16 protein-coding genes are annotated in these 19,239 nt (G+C 69.7%); 7 read left to right on the top strand and 9 right to left on the bottom strand.

All coding sequences use genetic code 11. The annotated features are described in order from the left end of the window. The first annotated feature begins 58 nt into the window (after positions 1-58). The gene (locus tag PFX98_RS04005; protein ID WP_285233889.1) at positions 59-802 is read left to right on the top strand and encodes a TetR/AcrR family transcriptional regulator; all 744 of its coding nucleotides are present in this window, start codon (positions 59-61) and stop codon (positions 800-802) included. Here PFX98_RS04005 and PFX98_RS04000 read toward each other — a convergent pair whose 3' ends face one another. From PFX98_RS04000 to PFX98_RS03990, 3 genes are all read right to left on the bottom strand, one after another. Continuing rightward, a complete protein-coding gene (locus PFX98_RS04000; RefSeq protein ID WP_285233888.1) occupies positions 803-1,432 on the bottom strand; it encodes a GNAT family N-acetyltransferase in 630 nt (209 codons plus the stop codon). A gap of 134 nt (positions 1,433-1,566) precedes the next feature. Then, the gene (locus PFX98_RS03995; RefSeq protein ID WP_285233887.1) at positions 1,567-2,727 is read right to left on the bottom strand and encodes a GGDEF domain-containing protein; all 1,161 of its coding nucleotides are present in this window, start codon (positions 2,725-2,727) and stop codon (positions 1,567-1,569) included. A gap of 48 nt (positions 2,728-2,775) precedes the next feature. Continuing rightward, positions 2,776-4,281: an AMP nucleosidase gene (locus PFX98_RS03990; protein WP_285233886.1), complete on the bottom strand. Its 1,506-nt coding sequence runs from the start codon at positions 4,279-4,281 to the stop codon at positions 2,776-2,778. A 187-nt stretch (positions 4,282-4,468) separates the two neighbouring features. On the opposite strand from PFX98_RS03990, the gene PFX98_RS03985 reads away from it, so the two are divergent. Continuing rightward, the gene (locus tag PFX98_RS03985) at positions 4,469-8,023 is read left to right on the top strand and encodes an alpha-1,6-glucosidase domain-containing protein (protein WP_285233885.1); all 3,555 of its coding nucleotides are present in this window, start codon (positions 4,469-4,471) and stop codon (positions 8,021-8,023) included. Here PFX98_RS03985 and PFX98_RS03980 read toward each other — a convergent pair. Beyond that, entirely contained in the window at positions 7,974-8,174 is a 201-nt protein-coding gene (locus PFX98_RS03980) for a YjiS-like domain-containing protein (protein ID WP_285233884.1), read from the bottom strand. The genes PFX98_RS03985 and PFX98_RS03980 overlap by 50 nt on opposite strands. 70 nt (positions 8,175-8,244) lie before the next feature. Here PFX98_RS03980 and PFX98_RS03975 point away from each other — a divergent pair, with 70 nt between their 5' ends. After that, positions 8,245-9,144 (top strand): LysR family transcriptional regulator, encoded by a 900-nt coding sequence (locus PFX98_RS03975; RefSeq protein WP_285233883.1) that lies wholly within the window; start codon positions 8,245-8,247, stop codon positions 9,142-9,144. A 30-nt stretch (positions 9,145-9,174) separates the two neighbouring features. Here PFX98_RS03975 and PFX98_RS03970 read toward each other — a convergent pair whose 3' ends face one another. Both PFX98_RS03970 and PFX98_RS03965 read right to left on the bottom strand, forming a co-directional pair. Further along, positions 9,175-9,561, bottom strand: coding sequence for a VOC family protein (locus tag PFX98_RS03970; RefSeq protein ID WP_285233882.1), 387 nt, complete (start codon positions 9,559-9,561; stop codon positions 9,175-9,177). A 30-nt stretch (positions 9,562-9,591) separates the two neighbouring features. Beyond that, positions 9,592-10,488 (bottom strand): LysR family transcriptional regulator, encoded by an 897-nt coding sequence (locus PFX98_RS03965; RefSeq protein WP_285235530.1) that lies wholly within the window; start codon positions 10,486-10,488, stop codon positions 9,592-9,594. 185 nt (positions 10,489-10,673) lie between these two features. Between PFX98_RS03965 and PFX98_RS03960 the strand changes: the two genes are divergently transcribed. Continuing rightward, complete coding sequence (locus PFX98_RS03960) at positions 10,674-11,669, top strand: zinc-dependent alcohol dehydrogenase family protein (RefSeq protein ID WP_285233881.1); 996 nt, start codon at positions 10,674-10,676, stop codon at positions 11,667-11,669. 12 nt (positions 11,670-11,681) lie between these two features. On the opposite strand, the gene PFX98_RS03955 is transcribed toward PFX98_RS03960, so the two are convergent. From PFX98_RS03955 to PFX98_RS03945, 3 genes are read right to left on the bottom strand one after another with little or no spacing between them, the layout of a single operon-like run. Continuing rightward, complete coding sequence (locus PFX98_RS03955; RefSeq protein ID WP_285233880.1) at positions 11,682-12,152, bottom strand: CreA family protein; 471 nt, start codon at positions 12,150-12,152, stop codon at positions 11,682-11,684. Positions 12,153-12,165: 13 nt separating this feature from the next. Further along, positions 12,166-12,510, bottom strand: coding sequence for an antibiotic biosynthesis monooxygenase family protein (locus PFX98_RS03950; protein ID WP_285233879.1), 345 nt, complete (start codon positions 12,508-12,510; stop codon positions 12,166-12,168). A gap of 7 nt (positions 12,511-12,517) precedes the next feature. Next, positions 12,518-13,483, bottom strand: coding sequence for a cytochrome P450 family protein (locus tag PFX98_RS03945; RefSeq protein ID WP_285233878.1), 966 nt, complete (start codon positions 13,481-13,483; stop codon positions 12,518-12,520). 51 nt (positions 13,484-13,534) lie between these two features. On the opposite strand from PFX98_RS03945, the gene PFX98_RS03940 reads away from it, so the two are divergent. The 3 genes from PFX98_RS03940 to PFX98_RS03930 all read left to right on the top strand — a co-directional run bounded on the left by PFX98_RS03940 (position 13,535) and on the right by PFX98_RS03930 (position 19,233). After that, complete coding sequence (locus PFX98_RS03940) at positions 13,535-14,230, top strand: ArsR/SmtB family transcription factor (RefSeq protein WP_285233877.1); 696 nt, start codon at positions 13,535-13,537, stop codon at positions 14,228-14,230. Between the two features lie 108 nt (positions 14,231-14,338). Next, positions 14,339-17,140, top strand: a complete 2,802-nt coding sequence (locus tag PFX98_RS03935) for a TonB-dependent receptor plug domain-containing protein (RefSeq protein ID WP_285233876.1) — start codon at positions 14,339-14,341, stop codon at positions 17,138-17,140. Next, positions 17,140-19,233: a prolyl oligopeptidase family serine peptidase gene (locus PFX98_RS03930; protein WP_285233875.1), complete on the top strand. Its 2,094-nt coding sequence runs from the start codon at positions 17,140-17,142 to the stop codon at positions 19,231-19,233. Before PFX98_RS03935 ends, PFX98_RS03930 begins: the two co-directional genes overlap by 1 nt. Positions 19,234-19,239: the final 6 nt, after the last annotated feature.

Here is a 19,239-nt window from a genome sequence, read left to right as displayed (position 1 = left end):
TTAACCAATGGTTAGCAAAAACGCAAATCCCACTGCCCGCCCCACTGGCGCCAAGGGCTTGCACCCCAGCACCGGGGTGGTGACGCCCGCACCAGAGGGGGATCGGCCGGCCGCCAAGCCGGTGCCGCGCACGCGCCAGAAATTGGCGAGGCCGGAAGGGCCGCTGAAGCGGCAGGCGCGCAAGAGCGTGGGCGAGGATGCGGCGCCCAGTGCCTCCAAGCTGCGCCGGGCGGCGCACAAGGAGGCGCTGGAGCAGGCCATCCTGGATGCCGCCCGCGCCCTGTTTGCCGAGCGCGGCCACGAGGCCGTCACGCTGCGCGAGGTGGCGGCCGCGGTGGGCTATTCACACGCCACCATCTACAGCTTTTTTGCCGACAAGCGCAGCCTGCTGGCGCGCCTCAGCGAGGAGGGGGCCGAGCTGCTGCGCGATTGCCTGGCCGGCCAGGCCGGGCCGGCGTCAGCCGGCGCCGCCGAGCGCCGGCTGACGCTGCGGCGCATGGCCATCGCCTATGTGCGTTGGGCGGTGGCGCATCCGCATCATTACCGGCTGCTGTGCGTGGATCCGGCGCTGGACGAGGCGGCCGCGCTGGAGGCCTACGCGCTCTTGCGCACGGCCCTGGGTCAGCTGCGGCTGGCGGCCGGCTGGCAAGACCTGGACCTGGCCACACAGACGCTGTGGGCGGCCCTGCATGGCGCGGCCCTGCTGGAAACAAGCCTGGCCCGGGAGGCCGGCTATCCCTGGCGGGATTTCGAGGCGCGCCTGGACGGGCTGGCGCGCCTGATCGAAGCGGGCTTTTGCTGATCAGCGCCCCGGCAGACGCTTGTACATGAGCGCCGAGCTGTGCAGGCGGCCCTCGGCGCAGCTCATGTAGTCGGGGATCTCGCCGGCGCGCTGCCAGCCCAGGTGCTGGTAGACCGCCTCGGCCTGCGAATCGGCCGGCGCGTCCAGCACCAGCAGATGGCGGCCCTGGCTGATGGCCTCGCATTCGACCCGGCTCATCAGCTGGCTGGCGATGCCCCGTCCGCGCTCATGGCTGTGCACCATCAGACGCTGCACTTCCCCGCGGTGGTGCGCATTCGCCTGCGGGCACAGCGAGAGCTGCACCGCACCCTGCAGCGGGCCATGGCCCTCGTCCTCGCTGGCGATCCAGAGGCTGTGGTGCTGGCCCAGCTTGGCGTACACGCCATGCCAGTAGTCCAGCGCCGCATAGCGCGAGAGCGGCGCCAGAAAGCCCAGCGAGGCGCCCTGGTGCACGCTGTCGATGAGCAGATCGGCCAGCGCCGGCAGCCATTGCAGATCGCGCGAGTTGAGCTTGAGCACCTTCACCGGTGTGCGCCGCAGGCTGGTCTGGGCGCCGCTGTCGCGTGCCAGCGCGGTGAGGGCGCGCGGGGCGCGGGCGGGAACGGCGGAAGGGCTGTAGGCGACGTGCATGGTGAGGGCTCCCAGATCAGAGTTCGATCAATCAAACATTCCGCCCGTCTTGTGGACGGGATCTGGTATTCCCTAACGCAAGCCCTGTGCCAGGTCTTGCCAGGTCTTGCCACGAGGCCTCGCCGTGGCCGGCCTCAGGCCTCCAGCCCCGGCTCCGCCACCAGGCAGCCCTTGCCGGTGCGCTTGGCCTCGTAGAGCGCCGCATCGGCGCGGCGCAGCAGGTCCTCGACATTGCGATCGCCGTGGCGCAGCTTGGCCCAGCCGGCCGAGTAGTTGATCGCGAAGCCCAGCTCGGCCGGGCTGCGGGCGGCCAGCGCGTCGCGCACGCGCAGGTCCATGGCGCGCGGGCCCTGGGCGTCGCTGCGCGCCATCAGCACGGCGAACTCCTGCCCGCCCACGCGCGCCACCAGATCGCCCAGCCGCATCTGCTGCTGCAGGCAGCTGGCAAACAGGGCCAGGGCCTGGTCGCCCGCGGCCTCGCCATGCTCGGCATTGATCTGCTTGAAGCTATCCAGGTCCATCAGCATCAGGGCCAGTGGTTCGTCGTAGCGGCGCGCCATCGAGATCATGTCCACCGCGCGCAGGCCGAAGGCGCGGCGGTGGCACAGGCCGGTGAGGTCGTCGAGCTGGGTCAGGCGCTTCAGCTGGGTCTCGGTCTCGCCGCGCCAGGCCACCAGCACCGCCAGCATCACCGCCAGCAGATTGATATTGCCCATCAGCGCAAAGCCGGTGTTGATCCAGTGCTCGGCGGTGTAGGCGGGCAGGGCCGCGGTGTCTGTCACGGCCAGATGGCCGCGCGCCAGGCTGAACAGCGCCATCAGCGCCAGGCTGCCGCCCAGCAGGCCGCGCCAACGCAGGCTGTGCCGCTCGGCATGCGGGCTCTGCAGCAGCAGGGCCAGGCTGATGGCCAGCATCTGCAGCGCGAACAAGGCGCTGCTCCAGCCCAGGCGGAAGGCATAGCTGTCGAAGCCGAGCAGATAGCCCAGCGTCAGCAGGGGCGGGATCGCCAGCGCCAGCCAGCGCCCGGGCCGGTGGCCCAGCCAATGCTGGATGGAGAACCAGAGCAGGGCCAGGCTGGCACTCAGCGAGAGCATCGCGGCGCTGGCCAGCCAGCGCTGCAGGCCCAGCGGCGAGATCATCAGCAGCAGCCAGCCCAGCGCCTGCAACTCGGCCGCGCCCTGGGCCAGGCGGGCACCACGGCTCTGCTTCCAGCCCATCAGCAGGGGCAGCATCAAGGCCATCGCCAGCGACTGGATCAGCAGCAGACTGAAAAGCGTGGGAATGTCCAGGCGCATGAGGGTGTTGTTGTGTGGGCGCTGGCCGATTGTGGTGGATGTGCGCGCCTACTGGAAGGCCACTTCCGCAAAGCTGCGCAACTTGCGGCTGTGCAACTGGCCCAGCGGCCCGGAGCGCAAGAGCTCGACGGCGCGCAGACCGATGCGCAGGTGCTGGTCGACGCGCTCGCGGTAGAACTGGTTGGCCATGCCGGGCAGCTTGATCTCGCCATGCAGGGGCTTGTCGCTGACGCACAGCAGGGTGCCGTAGGGCACGCGGAAGCGGAAGCCGTTGGCGGCGATGGTGGCGCTCTCCATGTCCAGCGCGATGGCACGGCTCTGGCTGAAGCGGCGCTCGGGCCCGCCCTTGTGGTGGCTGGGCAGCAGCTCCCAGTTGCGGTTGTCGGTGGAGGCCACGGTGCCGGTGCGCAGCACGCGCTTGAGTTCGAAGCCCTGCAGCTGCGTGACCTCGGCCACCGCGCGCTCCAGCGCCACCTGGATCTCGGCCAGCGCCGGGATCGGCACCCACAGCGGCAGCTCCTCGTCCAGCACATGGTCCTCGCGCACATAGCCATGGGCCAGCACATAGTCGCCCAGGGCCTGGCTGCTCTGCAGGCCGGCGCAATGGCCCAGCATCAGCCAGGCATGCGGGCGCAGCACCGCGACATGGTCGGTCATGGTCTTGGCGTTGGCCGGGCCCACGCCGATATTGATCATGGTGATGCCGCTGCGGTTGCGGCGCAGCAGGTGGTAGGCCGGCATCTGCGGCAGGCGCGGCGGCGGTGCGCCCAAGCCATCCAGCGGCTCGGCGGCGCAGCCGAGGCGCCGCGTCACCACATTGCCGGGCTCGACGAAGGCGATGCAATCGTCCAGGGGGTCGGGTCTTGCGGGGTCGGGCGCGCGCAGCATCAGCTCGTGGCCCATGCGCACGAACTCATCGATGTAGAACTGGTAGTTGGTGAAGAGCACGAAGTTCTGGAAATGCTCGGGCGAGCTGCCGGTGTAGTGGCGCAGGCGCTGCAGCGAGTAGTCCACACGCGGCGCGGTGAAGAGCGCCAGCGGATGCGGCTCGCCGGGCGCCGGCTCGTGCGTGCCGTTGGCGATGCCGTCGTCCATCGCCGCCAGGTCGGGCAGGTCGAACAGATCGCGCAGCATGAGGCGGCGCTCGGGGCTCAGTGCGCCCTCGATATGGTCGTGCTCGCCCAGCGCGAAGTGCAGCGGGATGGGCTGGTGGCTGCTGCCCACCTCCAGGCTCACGCCATGGTTCTTCAGCAGCAGCTCGAACTGGGCCTGGTAGTAGGGGCCGAACAGATCGGGCCGCGTCAGCGTGGTCTCGAAGCTGCCGGGCCCGGACACGAAGCCATAGGCCAGGCGCGAGTCGGCACGCGCCACCGTGCTGGTGCGCAGGCGCACAAAGGGGTAGCAGGCGCGCGTGCGGGCGAGATCCTCGCCGGCCACGAAGCGTTGCAAGGCATCGCGCAGATGCGTGACGCCGGCGCTGTAGATCCGCTGCGCGCAGGCCAGGGCCGCGGCAGCATCGTCAAAGGCGAGGGGGGCGAAGAAGGGCGAGCTCATACCTCGCATTGTGATGCCGTCCGGGCGTGCCGAAATCTGGCGGCGCGGCAGTGGCAACAAATGTAGTTTGACTAAATTCATGATGCTTGCTCCTGGTTGTTTCATCAAATTACACGGGGTAATTCCTTGCTTACGCGAGTAGTTTTGTTTCACTACGATGGCCAAAACACAGCCGAGTGAGACAAGCATGGCCCTGCCCACCTTTGTGAAGCCGCCGCGCCGCTGGCGCCATCTGCTGTTGGCCGCGCTGGCCTGCCTCGGCCTGCTGGGCTGTGGTGGTGGTGGCGGAGCCGACAGCCCGGCGCCGCCGCCGCCCGCGCCCGCCGACCCCTTGCTGGCGCTGGGCAATGGCGAGGGTTTCCAGACCGTGCTGAATGCCAGCCCGGCCAACCCCGGGCCGGCGCCCGGCGGCGACGCGCCCACCACGCTGACGGTGCATTACCGCCGCAGCGATGCCGCCTACACCGGCTGGCAGTTGCATGCATGGGGTGCGGCCAAGGATCCGGGCTGGAATGCCGGCTACAACGCCAGCGGCAGCGACGCCTTCGGCGCCGTCTACGAAGTGCCCCTGGCCGCCGCCAGCGGCGAGGTGGGCTACCTCTTCCACAAGGGCGACAGCAAGGACCATGGCGGCACCGATCAGAAATACCTGCTGAAAAGCGGAAAGAACGAGATCTGGCGCGTGCAGGACGACAGCGCCACCTACCTCAGCAACCCGCTGGGCGCCGCGGCGCCGGACCTCACGACCGTGCGCGTGCACTACAAGCGTTATGGAGCCGACTACGCGGCCTGGGGCCTGCATCTGTGGAACGGCAGCGGCCTGGACAGCGCCCGCCTGCCCGCCGGCGTGGTGATCGAGGACTGGGGCCAGGCCGTGCCGCTGGCCAAGATGCCGGGCTACAGCGCCGGCGCCAGCGAGGTGGTGTTCGACATCCCCGTGCTCAATCCCAAGGCCGACGCGTCGCGCAAGGCCTTGGAGTTCATCATCCACGGCCTGGCGCCCAACGAGAACGACAAGGACGGCCGCAGCGACAACATCAGGGTCGACTACGGCAGCCTCGTCATCAAGAACCAGCTGGCCGAGGTCTGGCTGGTGCAGCAGGATGCCGGCGTGTACGCGAGCGCGCCCGACACCCGCTCGGTCTCCACCAGCGACGCGCGTGCCTACTGGCTGAGCAAGCAGATCATCCAGTGGCCACGCGTGGACGGCAGCGGCGTGCTCAAGCTCTACCACTCGGCCACCGGCCAGATCACCGCGCCCAAGGACGGCAAGGTGGCCGGTGCCGACGGCGCGCTGACCCTGCAGCGCTATGGCGCCGCGCTGCCCCAGGCGCTGGCCACGCGCTTCAAGTTCGTCAGCCCCGGCGCGCTGCTGGCGGTGAAGGATGCCGATCTGCCGCAGCTGCCCGAGCTCTTCAAGAAACAGCTGCTGCTGGTGCAGGAAGATGCCGGCGGCAATGTGCAGAACGCCACCACCGCCCAGCTGCCCGGCGCGCTGGACGATCTGTACGCGGCCGCCGCCCAGGTGAATGAGCTGGGCGTGACCGTGGCCAATGGCAACACCGCCTTCAAGCTCTGGGCCCCCACCGCGCAGCAGGTGCTGGTGTTCACCTACGCCGATGGCAGCGGCGACGCGCTGAGCGTGGACAAGCTCGCCTTCGATGCCGCCACCGGCGTCTGGAGCGTCAGCAAGAGCGGCGACCTCTCGGGCCGCTATTACAAGTTCGCCGTCGACGTGTTCGTGCGCGGCACGGGCCTGGTGCGCAACCTGGTCACCGATCCGTACTCGCTGAGCCTCAGCGCCGAGTCCAGGCGCAGCTATATCGCCAACCTCAACGCCGCCAAGCTCAAGCCCGCCGGCTGGGATGCCAGCAGCCCGCCCGCCAAGGTGAGCGGATCCACCGACATGGTGATCTACGAGCTGCATGTGCGCGACTTCTCGGCCAACGACGCCAGCGTCAGCGCCGCCAACCGCGGCAAGTACCTGGCCTTCAGCGAGGTCGGCAGCCAGGGCATGAAGCATATGAAGGCGCTGGCCGATGCCGGCCTCACCGATGTGCATCTGCTGCCCAGCTTCGACCTCGCCAGCGTGCCCGAGAGCGGCTGCAGCACGCCCGCGCCCGCCGGTGCGCCCGACGCCGAAAGCCAGCAGGCCACAGTGGCCGCCAGCGCCGGCGGCGACTGCTTCAACTGGGGCTACGACCCCTACCACTACACCGCGCCCGAGGGCAGCTACGCCAGCGATGCGAGCGACGGCGCCAAGCGCATCCTCGAGTTCCGCCAGATGGTGGCTTCGCTCAACAGCGCCGGCCTGCGCGTGGGCATGGACGTGGTCTACAACCACACCACCGCCTCGGGGCAGAACGGCAAGTCGGTGCTGGACCGCATCGTGCCCGGCTACTACCACCGCCTCAACGCCAGCGGCGTGGTGGAGAACTCGACCTGCTGCGACAACACCGCCACCGAGAACCTGATGATGGGCAAGCTGATGATCGACTCGACGATCGTCTGGGCGCGCGACTATCACATCAGCTCCTTCCGCTTCGACGTGATGGGCCACCAGCCGCGCAGCGTGATGGAGCAACTCAAGAGCGCCGTGGCCGCGGCCGCCGGCCGGCCGGTGCAGCTGCTGGGCGAGGGCTGGAACTTTGGCGAGGTGGCCGATGGTGCGCGCTTCGTGCAGGCCTCGATGTGGAGCCTCAATGGCTCGGGCATCGGCAGCTTCAATCCCTTCATCCGCGACGCGGTGCGCGGCGGCAGTCCGTTCGATGCGGGCTCAGCCCTGCTGAAGAACCAGGGCTGGATCAACGGCCTGTACTTCGATCCCAATGCGCAGGGCGGCGGCCGCGCCAAGAGCGATCTGATGTGGCAGGGCGACCTGATCAAGGCCGGCCTGGCCGGCTCGATCCGCAGCTACGCGCTGCAGACCCATTGGGATGCCAACGTGACGCTGGACCAACTCAACGGTGCCGGCTTCGTCACCGACCCGTCCGAGGTGGTCAACTACATCGAGAACCACGACAACCAGACGCTGTTCGACATCAACGTCTACCACCTGCCGCAGGGCACCAGCCGGATGGATCGGGCCCGGGTGCAGATCCTGGGCGCGGCCATCAATGCCTTCAGCCAGGGCGTGGCCTACTTCCACGCCGGCGTGGACACGCTGCGCAGCAAATCGCTGGACCGCAACAGCTACGACGCGGGCGACTGGTTCAACCGCCTGGACTGGAGCTACCAGGACAACAACTTCGGCGTCGGCCTGCCGATGAAGGGCGACAACGGCGACAGCTGGTCGGTGATGAAGCCCCTGCTGGCAGATGCTTCGATCAAGCCCACGCCGGCCGAGATCGCCTGGACCCGCGATGCCTTCCGCGATCTGCTCAGGATCCGCGCCAGCTCGACGCTGTTCCGCCTGAAGAGCGCCGACGAGATCAAGAGCCGCCTGGTGTTCCACAACACCGGTTCGGGCCAGGTGCCCACGGTGCTGGTCGGGGCACTGAACGGCGCAGGCCTGGCGGGGGCGGGCTTCAAGGAGCTCGTCTACCTGCTCAACACCGACAAGCTGGCGCAGACGGTGCCGGTGCCGGCGCTGAAGGGCAAGGCCCTGACCCTGCATCCGGTACATCTGGCCGCGGGCGCGGCGGATGCGCGCATCGCCGCCGAGGCGCGCTTCGATGCGGTGAGCGGCAGCTTCAGCGTGCCGGCGCGCAGCGCGGTGGTGTTTGTGCTGGCGCAGCCGTGAGCTGATCGATCTCGCCCGCGCCTATGCCCAGGTCCAGCAGCTCGCGCGTCTCCATGGCGCGCAGCTGCTGGCGTGCCAGCCGGCGCGCGCGGGCGCGCCGCAGCAGGGATAGCAGTTTCAGCAGCAGCGAGGGGCTTGGGGTGGTGTTCATGAGCGCATCGTGCCGCGCTCGCTATCATCTGGAAAGTTGAATCATCTGACGTCTCACGTCAGAAATCCTGATGCGTAGCCTGAACCTCGACCAGTTGCGAACCCTGGTGGCGATTGCCGACCTCGGCACCTTTGCTGCCGCCGCCCAGGCCCTGCACCTCGCAGCGCCCACGGTCAGCCTGCACATCAGCGAGCTGGAAGCGCGCCTGGCCACGCCGCTGCTGCTGCGCAGCAAACGGGCGGTGGCGCTCACCGCCGCCGGCGAGGCCCTGCTGCCGCGCGCGCGCCAGCTGCTGCAGGACGCCGACGAGGCCGAGCGCCAGATCGGCCTGCATGCCAAGGGCCTGACCGGCCGGGTGCGCCTGGCCGCCAGCACCGGCCCGCTGGTGCATCTGCTGCCGCCAGTGCTGGAGCAGATGGCACGCGCGCATCCGGAGGTGCAGGTGGAGCTCAGCCTGCTGGGCACCACGCAGGCCTGCGAGCGCGTCCTGGCCGGCACCGTGGACGTGGCGCTGGTGTCCATGCCGGTGCAGGAGTCGGCTGATCTGGTGCTCAAGCGCTGGCGCGTGGATCCGGTGATGGCCTTGCTGCCGCCGCAATGGCAGGCCCCCAGGCGCATCACGCCGCAGTGGCTGGCGGCGCGGCCGCTGATCCTCAACGAACCGGTCTCGCAGATCTACCGCCAGACCATGGCCTGGTTCGCCGCCGTCGGCCTGCACCCGCGCGCGCGCATCGAGCTCAATTACACGGAGGCGATGAAGAGCCTGGTGGCCACCGGCTATGGCGCCGCGGTGCTGCCGCTGGACGGCGAGGCCGAGCCCCACCAGCTGGCCCTGCACGGCCGCATCCAGCTGCGCCCGCTGCAGCCGGCCATGCATCGCGAGATGGCGGTGGCGCACCGGCGCAACGAAAAAGCGCTGGCCCCCAGCGTGAAACAGCTGCTGGCGGTGCTGCAGGCGCATCGCCAGTGAGGCCGTGCCATGCCGCCCGGCGCCGGGCGCTCAGTGCCCCGGCGGCGGCTGCCAGAGCTCGACCTTGTTGCCCTCGGGGTCGATGACCCAGCCGAACTTGCCGTATTCGGAGTCGTCGGTCTTGTCCAGCACCTGGCAGCCCTCGGCGCGCAGCGCCTGTAGCAGCGCGGCCAGGTCGTCGACGCGGTAGTTGATCATGAAGCTGGCCTGGCTGGGCGCGAAGGGCTCGCCCGCGGCCGCGCCGATGGACCAGACCGTCGTCCCCACGGTCGGCTGGCCCGCCGCATCGGCCCAGCTGAACGCGGTGCCGCCCCAGGCCTGGACGTCGATGCCCAGGTGCTGCTGGTACCAGGCGCGCAGCGCCACCGGGTCTTTGGCGTTGAAAAAGATGCCGCCGATACCTGTGACTCTCTTCATGGGCTTCTCCTGAGTGCAAGCGGTGGGAGCTTAGCGCGAGCCGCGGTTGCCTGGCTCGTCGCGCTGGCCTGTCATACCAGCCGCCAGTCGCTCCACCAAGAACTGCACCGCCACCCGCACCTTGGGGATCTGGTAGCGCGTCTGCAGGTAGAGCAGATAGATGCCTGACTCGCCGCCGCGGCCGACCGACAAGGGCTGTTCCAGCGTGAGCTGCACCAGCTCGCCGCGGCGCAGATAGTCCTGCAGACCCCATTCCGACAGCAGCACCAGGCCGCGGTGCTTGCAAGCCATCGCAATAAGGCTGGCGCCGTCGTTGCTGATGAAGGCGGGTGTGATCGGCACCTCGTGCCAGCCGTCCTGGTCCAGCCCCTGCCATTTGATCAGCGCGTTGGGGCCGCGGTACATCAGCGCGCGGTGCTGCGTCAGCTCGTCCAATGTGCGCGGCGTGCCCATTTGCGCGAGGTATTGCGGCGAGGCGGCGAGCACGAAGCGATTCGGGTCGAGCCGGCGCGCCACCACGCGGTCCTGCGGCTGGCTGCCGCCGCGTATCGCAATGTCGATCTGGTCGCGGCCGAGGTCCACCAGGGCGTCGCTCAGTTGCACGTCAAGCACGATGTCGGGATAGCGTTCGCTGAAGTCCTGCAGCGCCGGCATCAGCAGCAGCTGCCCATAGCTGGGCATGGCGCTGATGCGCAAGGTACCGCTGGGTGCGCTGCTGCGCTGGCCCACCAGCTCCTCGGCATCGTGCAGCAGGGCCATGCCGGCACGCACCTGCTCCAGGTAAAGCGCGCCAACCTCGGTCAGCCGCACGGTGCGCGTGGTGCGGTGCAGCAGCTCGACGCCCAATGCCGTTTCCAGATCGGCGATGCGGCGCGAGATCGACGAGGCGGGCACGCCAAAGGCCTTGGCGGCACGCGAAAAATTCAGGGTATCGGCGACCTTGAGCAGGTATTGCAGGGCGCGCAGCTTGTCCGTGGCAGTCCTCCAAGCGAGCTATTGTTGCCTTTGTGGCAAAAGATTTTGCCGAATACGCCCAGTTCCGTATTGATTGCCTTGTCTCTAGCATTCACTCACCACAAGCCAAGGCCGACACCGGCAGCAAGGAACCCGCCATGACGACGATGCTCAAAGCCCAATACTCCGAACGCGGCCCGGTGCCGCAAGCCGTGATCGAGGCGGTGCCGTTCGAGCGCCCCACGCTGACCCAGGGCCAGGCCCTGGTGGCCGTGCTGGCCGCGCCCATCAACCCCAGCGACGTGCTGATGCTGACCGGCCAGTACGGCATGCTGCCGCCGCTGCCGGCGGTTGGCGGTAGCGAGGGGGTGGGGCGCGTGATCGAGCTCGGCCCGGATACGCAGGGCCCGGCCGTGGGCCAGACCGTGCTGCTGCCCGCCGGTTCCGGCACCTGGGCAAGCCATCTGGTTGCACCGGCCGCGCGGCTGCTGCCGTTGCCCAACGACGCCGATCCCAAGCAGCTGGCCATGCTGACGGTGAACCCGCCCACGGCGTCGCTGCTGCTGAGCGACTTCGTCCAGCTGCAGCCGGGTGACTGGGTGATACAGAACGGCGCCAACTCGGGCGTCGGCAGCTATGTGGTGCAGCTGGCCAGGCTGAGGGGGCTGAAGACCGTCAACATCGTGCGTCGCGAAGCGGCCGTGGCGGGGGTGCAGGCACAGGGCGGCGACGTGGTGCTGGTCGACGGCGATGACCTGGCCGCACGCGTGCAGACGGCCACCGGCGGCGCTGCCATCAAGCTGGGCATCGACGCCGTGGGCGGCAAGGCCACGATGCGGCTTGCCGGCACCCTGGCCGAGAGCGCCACCATCGTCAACTACGGCGCGCTCGGCGGCGAGCCCTGCACCGTATCTCCGCGCGAGCTGGTGTTCCGCGACGTCACCCTGAAGGGTTTCTGGCTGGCCCGCTGGTTCCGCGTCACACCGCAGCCGCAGCAACTTGCGCTGCTGACCGAGCTCGCCAACCTGATCGCCGCTGGCAAGCTCAGCACGCCCATCCAGGCCAGCTACGAGGTGGCGCAGATCAAGCAGGCCATCGCCGCCGCCGCCGGCGAGCGTCAGGGCAAGATCCTGATCGTGCCGGCGCAGGATTGACTGAGCCGCGCCCTACTTCAGCGGTATCGGCGTGCCCCGGTCCACCGCCACGGCGGTGACGCTGTTCTGCGGCGAGCCTTCGATGACGCGGTCGGAATAGGTCAGGTAGACGAGCGTGTTGCGCTTCACGTCCACCATGCGCACGATGCGCAGCTTCTTGAACACCAGCGAGATGCGTTCGGTGAACACATCCTCCTGCTGGGCCAGCGGCTTCACGAAGCTGATGGGGCCGGTCTGGCGGCAGGCGATCGAGGCCTCGCTCTTGTCCTCGGCCAGGCCCAGGGCGCCCTTGATGCCGCCGGTCTTGGCGCGCGAGACATAGCAGGTCACGCCCTGCACCTTGGGGTCGTCGTGCGCATCGACGACGATCTTGTGGTCGGGGCCGATGAACTTGAACACCGTGTCGACCTCGCCGATGGGCTCGGCCAGGGCGGGCAGGCTCAGCAAGGCCAGCAGGAGGGGCAAGGCGGTTTGGATGCGCATGGCTACAAGCGTATCAGGCGTGGAAGCTGCGGCTGTCGTCCGGGGCCTGCGCGCGCTCGTGCAGGCCATAGTCGCGCAGCACCTCGGCCACGCGCAGCCGGTAGTCGCTGAACACGCCGGCGCGGCCGGCGGCCTGGGCGGCGCGGTGCGACTCCAGCCGGCGCCAGGCCTGCACGGCCGCCTCGTCGCGCCAGAACGAGAGCGAAAGCAGGCGCGCCGGATCGCTCAGGCTCTGGAAGCGCTCGATGCTGATGAAGCCGTCGATGGCCTGCAGTTCGGCGCGCAGCGCCGCGGCATGGTCCAGATAGGCTTGCAGGCGCCCCGGGGCGGGGCTGACTTCGAAGATCACGGCAATCATGGGCGGCTCACAGCGACAGTTCGGGAATGCGGACATTGGGCAGCGGCAGGCAGGCGGCTGCCAGCTGCGGCGGACGCGCCGGCGCGTGCCGCAGGGCGATGCTGGCGATCTGCATGGCCAGCTCGCGGCCGGGGCATTGATGCCGGCCATGGCCAAAGCCCAGCGCCGGCTCGGCCACCAGCAGCAAGAGCACGCAGGCGCCACGCGCCAGCGTGGCGCCGGCCAGCCGCAGCTCGGCCTGCGCGAAGCGGCGCGTGTGGTGCACGGGCGGGGGCTGTCCGTCCGGCGCCGTGCCGGCCAGCCAGGCATTGCCGAGCAGGCCGGCGCCGGCCTCGTAGCCCTGCCACAGCAGGGCCAACTGCTGGGCGTCGAGCTGGGCATCGAGCTGGGCGTCGAGCTGGCCCAGCTCGGCCACCGCGGCGTCCGCGGCATCCAGCTCGGCGGGCGTGGCGCCGGGCTTGAACGCGGCGGCCCAGCTGGCCAGCTGCCGCAACAGGCGGCGCTGTGCGGCCAGATCCGGCAACGCCAGGCCCAGCAGGCCGGCGATGCTGCAGGGCAGGCTGGCCCATTGCCAGTGGCGCGGGCCGCCGCTGGCAGCCAGGCGGCTGGCCGCCTCGGCATGCCGCCTTATCTGCGCGTCCGTCCAGCGCGCCAGCGCCGCGTTCAGGGCCGCCTTCTCGGCCGCATGGCCGGCGTCGTCGCGCATGCGCAGCCAGCGCGCGTAGACGGCACCGAAGGGCCGGCCCAGCAGGGCCCGCGGCACGGGCTCGTCGGGCGGGCGCACGCCCAGGCCGGGGTGGGCCAGCAGCGCGCGCACCGTCGCCGCGTCGGCGGCCATCCATTGCGCCGATGCGGTGTCGAAATGCAGGCCCGGGCGCGCGCAGGCCGTGCGGTAGAAGGCCCAGGGATCGGCGTGGTGCGCGGCGTTCAATGAATGGATGGGCGTGTGGGTGGTGGCATGGGGGCAGCTCATGGCGCGACTGTGAACCGGCCGCGGCGTTCATGCTTCGCTTAGCATCGAAGCATGGATGCAGACAGGAATTTCGCGGACAGCGCCCTTGCCGAGGTGGCCCAGTGCATGGCCGAGCCGGCGCGCGCGCGCATGCTGTGCTGCCTGATGGATGGCCATGCGCGCACCGCCACCGAGCTGGCCGCGGTGGGCGAGGTCAGCGCCTCCACCGCCAGCGCCCACCTGGCGCGGCTGCAGGCCAAGGGTCTGCTGGACTGCCAGAGCCAGGGCCGCCACCGCTACTACCGCCTGGCCGGCGGCGAGGTGGGCGCGGCGCTGGAAGCGATGCTGGTGCTGGCCGGGCGCAGCGCGCCGCGTTTCGAGCCGAGCACCCCTGTGGGGCTGCGCGAGGCGCGGCGCTGCTACGACCACATGGCCGGCCGCTGGGCGGTGCGCCTGCACGATCATGCGCTGCGCCAGGGCTGGCTGCAGCCCGACCTCAGCCAGGCGCGCGCCTATGCCTTGAGCGCGCGCGGTGCGGCCGCGCTCGGGGCCCTGGGCCTGGACGTGGCGGCGGCCGGCGCCAGGCGCCGGCGCCTGGCCTGCGCCTGCATGGACTGGAGCGAGCGCCGCCCGCATCTGGGTGGGGCGCTCGGCGCCGCCTGGCTGCAGCTGCTGCTGGAGCGCCGCTGGGTCGAAGACGAGCTGGACAGCCGCGCCCTGCGGCTGACGCGCCGCGGCCAGGCGGGCTTGGAACAGCTGCTCGGTTAAACCCGCATGTGCTGATTTCGGCGGCCGCGCCGGCGGCCCGCATCAAGACGGGCGGGGGCGCGCTTCCTAAGCTTCGGGGCTTCAGAAAAGCAAACCCCGAGGAGACCCGTGAGCAAACAACAAGACCTGACCCCCATCGCGCTGGCTGCCGCCCTGGCCCTGAGCGGCTTTGCCGCCCAGGCCCAGGAAGGCGCCAAGGATGCGTCCGCCACCACGCTGAACCGCGTGGTCGTGACCGGCTCCAACATCAAACGTACCGACAGCGAGACCTCGCAGGCCCTGCAGGTCGTCTCGGGCGACGAGATCAAGGCAATGGGCGCGCTCACCGTGGGCGATGTGCTGGCCAATCTCACCACCAACGACGGCAGCGCCATCAGCGATCTGGGCGGCGCCAACTCCTGGGCCAGCGGTGCCTCGGGCGTGTCGCTGCGCAATCTGGGCACCGGCGGCACGCTGACCCTGCTGAACGGCCGGCGCCTGGCCAGCTACGGCTTTGCCGACGGCCTGCAGCTGAACTTCACCAATATCGATGCCATCCCCGCCAACATCATCGAACGCGTGGAGGTGCTGAAGGACGGCGCCTCGGCCATCTACGGCTCCGATGCGATCGGCGGCGTCATCAACATCATCACCAAGCGCGACTACAGCGGCGTGGGCGTGGCAGTGAGCGCGCAGCAGTCGCTCAAGCGCAGCTTCCTCGCGCAAGACCAGCAGGGCTCGGTGACGGTGGGCCATGGCAATCTCGATAGCGACGGCTTCAATGCCTACGCGCACCTGGAGCTCTACAAGCGCGGCAGCTACAAGGACAGCGAGGTGCGCCCCTTGCTGCCCGACTGGTATCTGCTGGAGAACCCGGCGCGCGGCCAGCGCTCGGCGGGTTCCTTCCCGGGCAATTACACGGGCAGCTACCCGGCCGACTACAAGGATCCGGCGCTGGCCGGCAAGCGCATCAACACGCCGGCGCCCGGCTGCGCGGCCGAGAACCTGATCGGCGGCGTGTGCCAGTACGACTACTGGAAGGACAGCGACGCCCGCCCGGCCACCGAGCGCGTCACCTTCCTGGCGGGCGCGCGCCTGCAGCTGAACAAGGACCTGACGGCCTTTGCCGAACTGCAGGGCGCCGACATCAAGGCCAAGTACTACACCAGCATCCCGCGCAGCAACCCGGGCGCGGTGAGCAGCTGGTACAACTCGCTGAAGGGTGAGCTGCAGCGCTTCACCGACCCGCTGCTGCCGGCCGGCCATCCCAGTAATCCCTATGGCTTCCCGGTGGGCCTGGCCTACCGTTTCGTCGACGATCCGGAGATGTTCAAGAACGTCGGCGCCTCGCGCGACTACCGCCTGCTGGCCGGCGTGGAAGGCACGGCCTGGGGCTGGGACATCGACAGCGCGGTGGGCACGATGCGCTCGCACGCCACCCAGCGCCAGCATCTCTACAGGGACCGCTACGCCTATGCCGATGCGATCACCAGCGGCGCCTACAAGTTCGGCCAGCAGAACGCGCCGGAGCTGCTCGAGAAGATGTTCCCCGAGATGGGTTCCTCGGGCACCTACAGCCAGCATTTCGCCGACTTCAAGGGCTCGCGCGAGATCGGCAGCCTGCCCGGCGGGGCGCTGATGATGGCGCTGGGCGCCGAGCTGCGCCATGAAAGTTTCGAGCACCGCAGCATGGACAACATCCTGGAGGGCCGCATCGTCGGTTTCTCGGGCGTGGACATCCAGGGCCGGCGCGATGTGGCGGCGATCTTCACCGAGTTCAGCGCCCCCTTCACCAAGCAGATCGAGGCCACGCTGGCGCTGCGCGGCGACAAGGTCTTCAACGGCTTCGGTGCCATCACGCCCAAGGTCCAGCTGGCCTGGCGCCCGCTGCGCGAGCTGATGCTGCGCGGCACCGCCAGCCAGGGCTTCCGCGCGCCCAGCCTGCCCGAGACCGGCAATGGCGGCGCCTCCTGGTTCAACAACGGCTACCTCGACCCCAAGCGCTGCGACACCGCGCGGCAAATGCGCGATGTGCTGAAGACCGGTGACGCGAACGACAAGCTCGACGCCACCGCGGTCTACAACTCGGGTTGCTCGATCAGCTTCCCCTCGGTGATCACGCCCAACCCCGGCCTCAAGCCCGAGCATTCCAACAACGCTTCGCTGGGTCTGGTGTTCCAGGCCAGCCAGAACATCAGCGCCTCGCTGGACTACTACAACATCCAGCGCCGCGACGAGATTGGCACCCTGGACATCAACGAGGTGCTGACCAACGAGGATGCGCACCCCGGCCTGGCACCGCGCGATCCGGTCAGCGCGCAGGACAAGGACTATGCCAAGCGGGTCAAGGAGCTGTCGGGCAAGGACATCGGCTTTGCCGTCGGTTCCATCCGCACCGTGGGCCTGCAGTACCAGAACCTCAGCAAGACCAAGGTCTCGGGCCTGGACCTGGACCTGCGCAGCCGCTGGAAGCTGGGCGAATGGGGCACGCTGGACGTGAACCTGGAGACCAACGTCAAGCTGGGCGTGCGCTACTGGGACAGCTTTGCCGCCGACTACACCGAGAACCGCGTGGGTTATCGCGGCACGCCGCGCCAGAACTCGGTGCTCAAGCTGAACTGGGCGCGCGCCGACTGGAAGCTGGGCGCCCGCGTCAACTACAGTAGCGCCACCAAGCTCGCCGCCGCCGACTGGGACAGCGACAACCTGCCCGAGGGCTGCGCCGCCCGCGGCGTGGCCGAGGGCGACTGCCGCATCAAGGCCTGGACCAGCACCGATCTCTGGCTGCAGTACGGCGGCTTCAAGAACCTGACGCTCTCGGCCAATCTCTTCAATGCCTTCAACCAGCCGAGCCTGATCGAGTACCGCCCCAACTTGGCGCTGCCGCTGGCGGGCCGGGTGCTGAAGCTGGCGCTGGAGGCGAAGTTCTGATGCGCGCGCGCTGGCGGTGCCTGGCCTTGCTGCTGCTGCTGGGCCTGGGCGGGGCGGCGGCGGCCGAGGAAGACCCCTATCTGTGGCTGGAGGAGGTGCAGGGCGAGCGCGCGCTGGCCTGGGTGCGCGAGCAGCAGCAGGCCGCCGAGCAGGCGCTGCAGGCCCGGCCCGGCCAGGCGGCGCTGGCCGAGGGCCTGCGCGAGGTGCTGGCTTCGCCGCAGCGCCTGGCGCCGGCCCAGCAGCTGGGCGAGCAGCTCTACAACTTCTGGCGCGACGCCGCGCATCCGCGCGGCCTGTGGCGGCGCACCACGCTGGCCTCCTACCGCAGCGCGGCGCCGCAGTGGCAGACCGTGCTGGACCTGGACCGACTTGCGCAGGAGGAGGGCGAACGCTGGGTCTGGGGTGGCGCCAGCTGTCTGCCGCCCCAGGCCCGGCGCTGCCTGCTGAGCCTCAGCCGTGGCGGCGGCGACGCCCATGTGCTGCGCGAGTTCGACACCGTGAGCGGGCGCTTCGTCGACGTCGCGGCGGGCGGCTTCGCGCTGCCCGAGGCCAAGGGCGGCGCCAGCTGGGTGGACGCCGACACGCTCAGCGTCTACACCGATTTCGGCCCCGGCAGCATGACGGCCTCGGGCTATCCGCGCCAGGTGCGGCTGTGGAAGCGCGGCACGCCGCTGGCGCAGGCGCCAGTGCTGTTCGAGGCCGGTACCGACGACGTCGGTATGTGGACCTGGGCCGACGATGCGCCCGGCCGCGCCACCCATCTGATCGAGCGCCGCACGAGCTTCTTCGCGGGTGAGCAATACCTGCTGCGCGCCGGCCGGCTCGTCAAGCTGCCCAAGCCCGACGACGCCAGCGCCACGCCCTTTGGCGATCAGTTGCTGATCGAGCTGCGCTCCGACTGGGAGGTGGGCGGCCGGCGCCATGCGGCGGGCTCGCTGCTGGCGATCGCGCTGGAGCGCTTTCTGGCCGGCGGGCGCCAGTTCCAGACCCTGTTCGCGCCCACGCCCGGCAGCGCCCTGCAAAGCCACACGGTGCTGCGCAGCGCGGTGCTGCTGCTGCGCATGGACGATGTGAAGCAGCGCCTCAGCGAGTGGCGCTACACGCAGGGCCGCTGGCGCGCGCGTGCGCTGCCCACCGGCGAGCTGGGCAGCCTGAGCGTGACGGCGCTGGCCGGTCAGCGCAGCGACCGCTATCTGCTCACCCGCAGCGACTTTCTCACGCCCGCCACGCTGGAGCTGGCCGAGGCGGGCCGCGACGCGCGCCAGACCCTGCAGCAGCTGCCGGCCTTCTTCGATGCCAGCAGCCACGCGGTGGAGCAGTTGCACGCGCGTTCCCGGGACGGCACGGCCGTGCCCTACTTCATCGTCAAGCCGCGCGGCGTGCCGCCGCCCGCCGGCGGCTGGCCCAGCCTGCTGTACGGCTATGGCGGTTTCGAGATCTCGATGAAGCCGGGCTACAGCGGCGTGCTGGGGCGGGGCTGGCTGAGCCAGGGCGGCGTCTATGTGCTGGCGAATCTGCGCGGCGGCGGCGAGTTCGGCCCGCGCTGGCACCAGGCCGCGCTGCGCGAGCACCGCCAGCGCAGCTTCGACGATTTCATCGCCGTGGCCGAGGACCTGATCGCGCGCGGCATCACCAGCCCCAAACGTCTGGGCATCATGGGCGGCAGCCTGGGCGGGTTGCTGACCTCGGTGGCCCTGGTGCAGCGGCCCGAGCTGTTCGGCGCGGTGGTCAGCCAGGTGCCGCTCACCGACATGCGGCGCTATCACCGCCTGCTGGCCGGCGCCTCCTGGATCGAGGAATACGGCAACCCCGACCTGCCCGAGCAATGGGCCTATATCTCCAAGTACTCGCCCTATCACAACAGCCAGGCGGGCGTGGTCTACCCGAGGGTGCTCTACACCAGCTCGACCCGCGACGACCGCGTCCATCCCGCCCATGCGCGCAAGATGGTGGCGCGGCTGCAGGCCCAGGGCCATGAGGTGCTGTACTGGGAGAACACCGAGGGCGGCCATGCCGGCGCGGCCACGATCGAGCAGCAGGTGAAGCTGTGGGCGCTGAGCTACGGCTTTCTGGCGGAGCAGCTGATGCGCTAGGGCGGC

This window comes from Paucibacter sediminis (assembly GCF_030254645.1).
In the GTDB taxonomy this organism is placed as follows: Bacteria; Pseudomonadota; Gammaproteobacteria; order Burkholderiales; family Burkholderiaceae_C; genus Paucibacter_B; species Paucibacter_B sediminis.
Note: the sequence above shows the minus strand (reverse complement) of the source record. Positions and strands in the feature narration are given on the sequence as shown.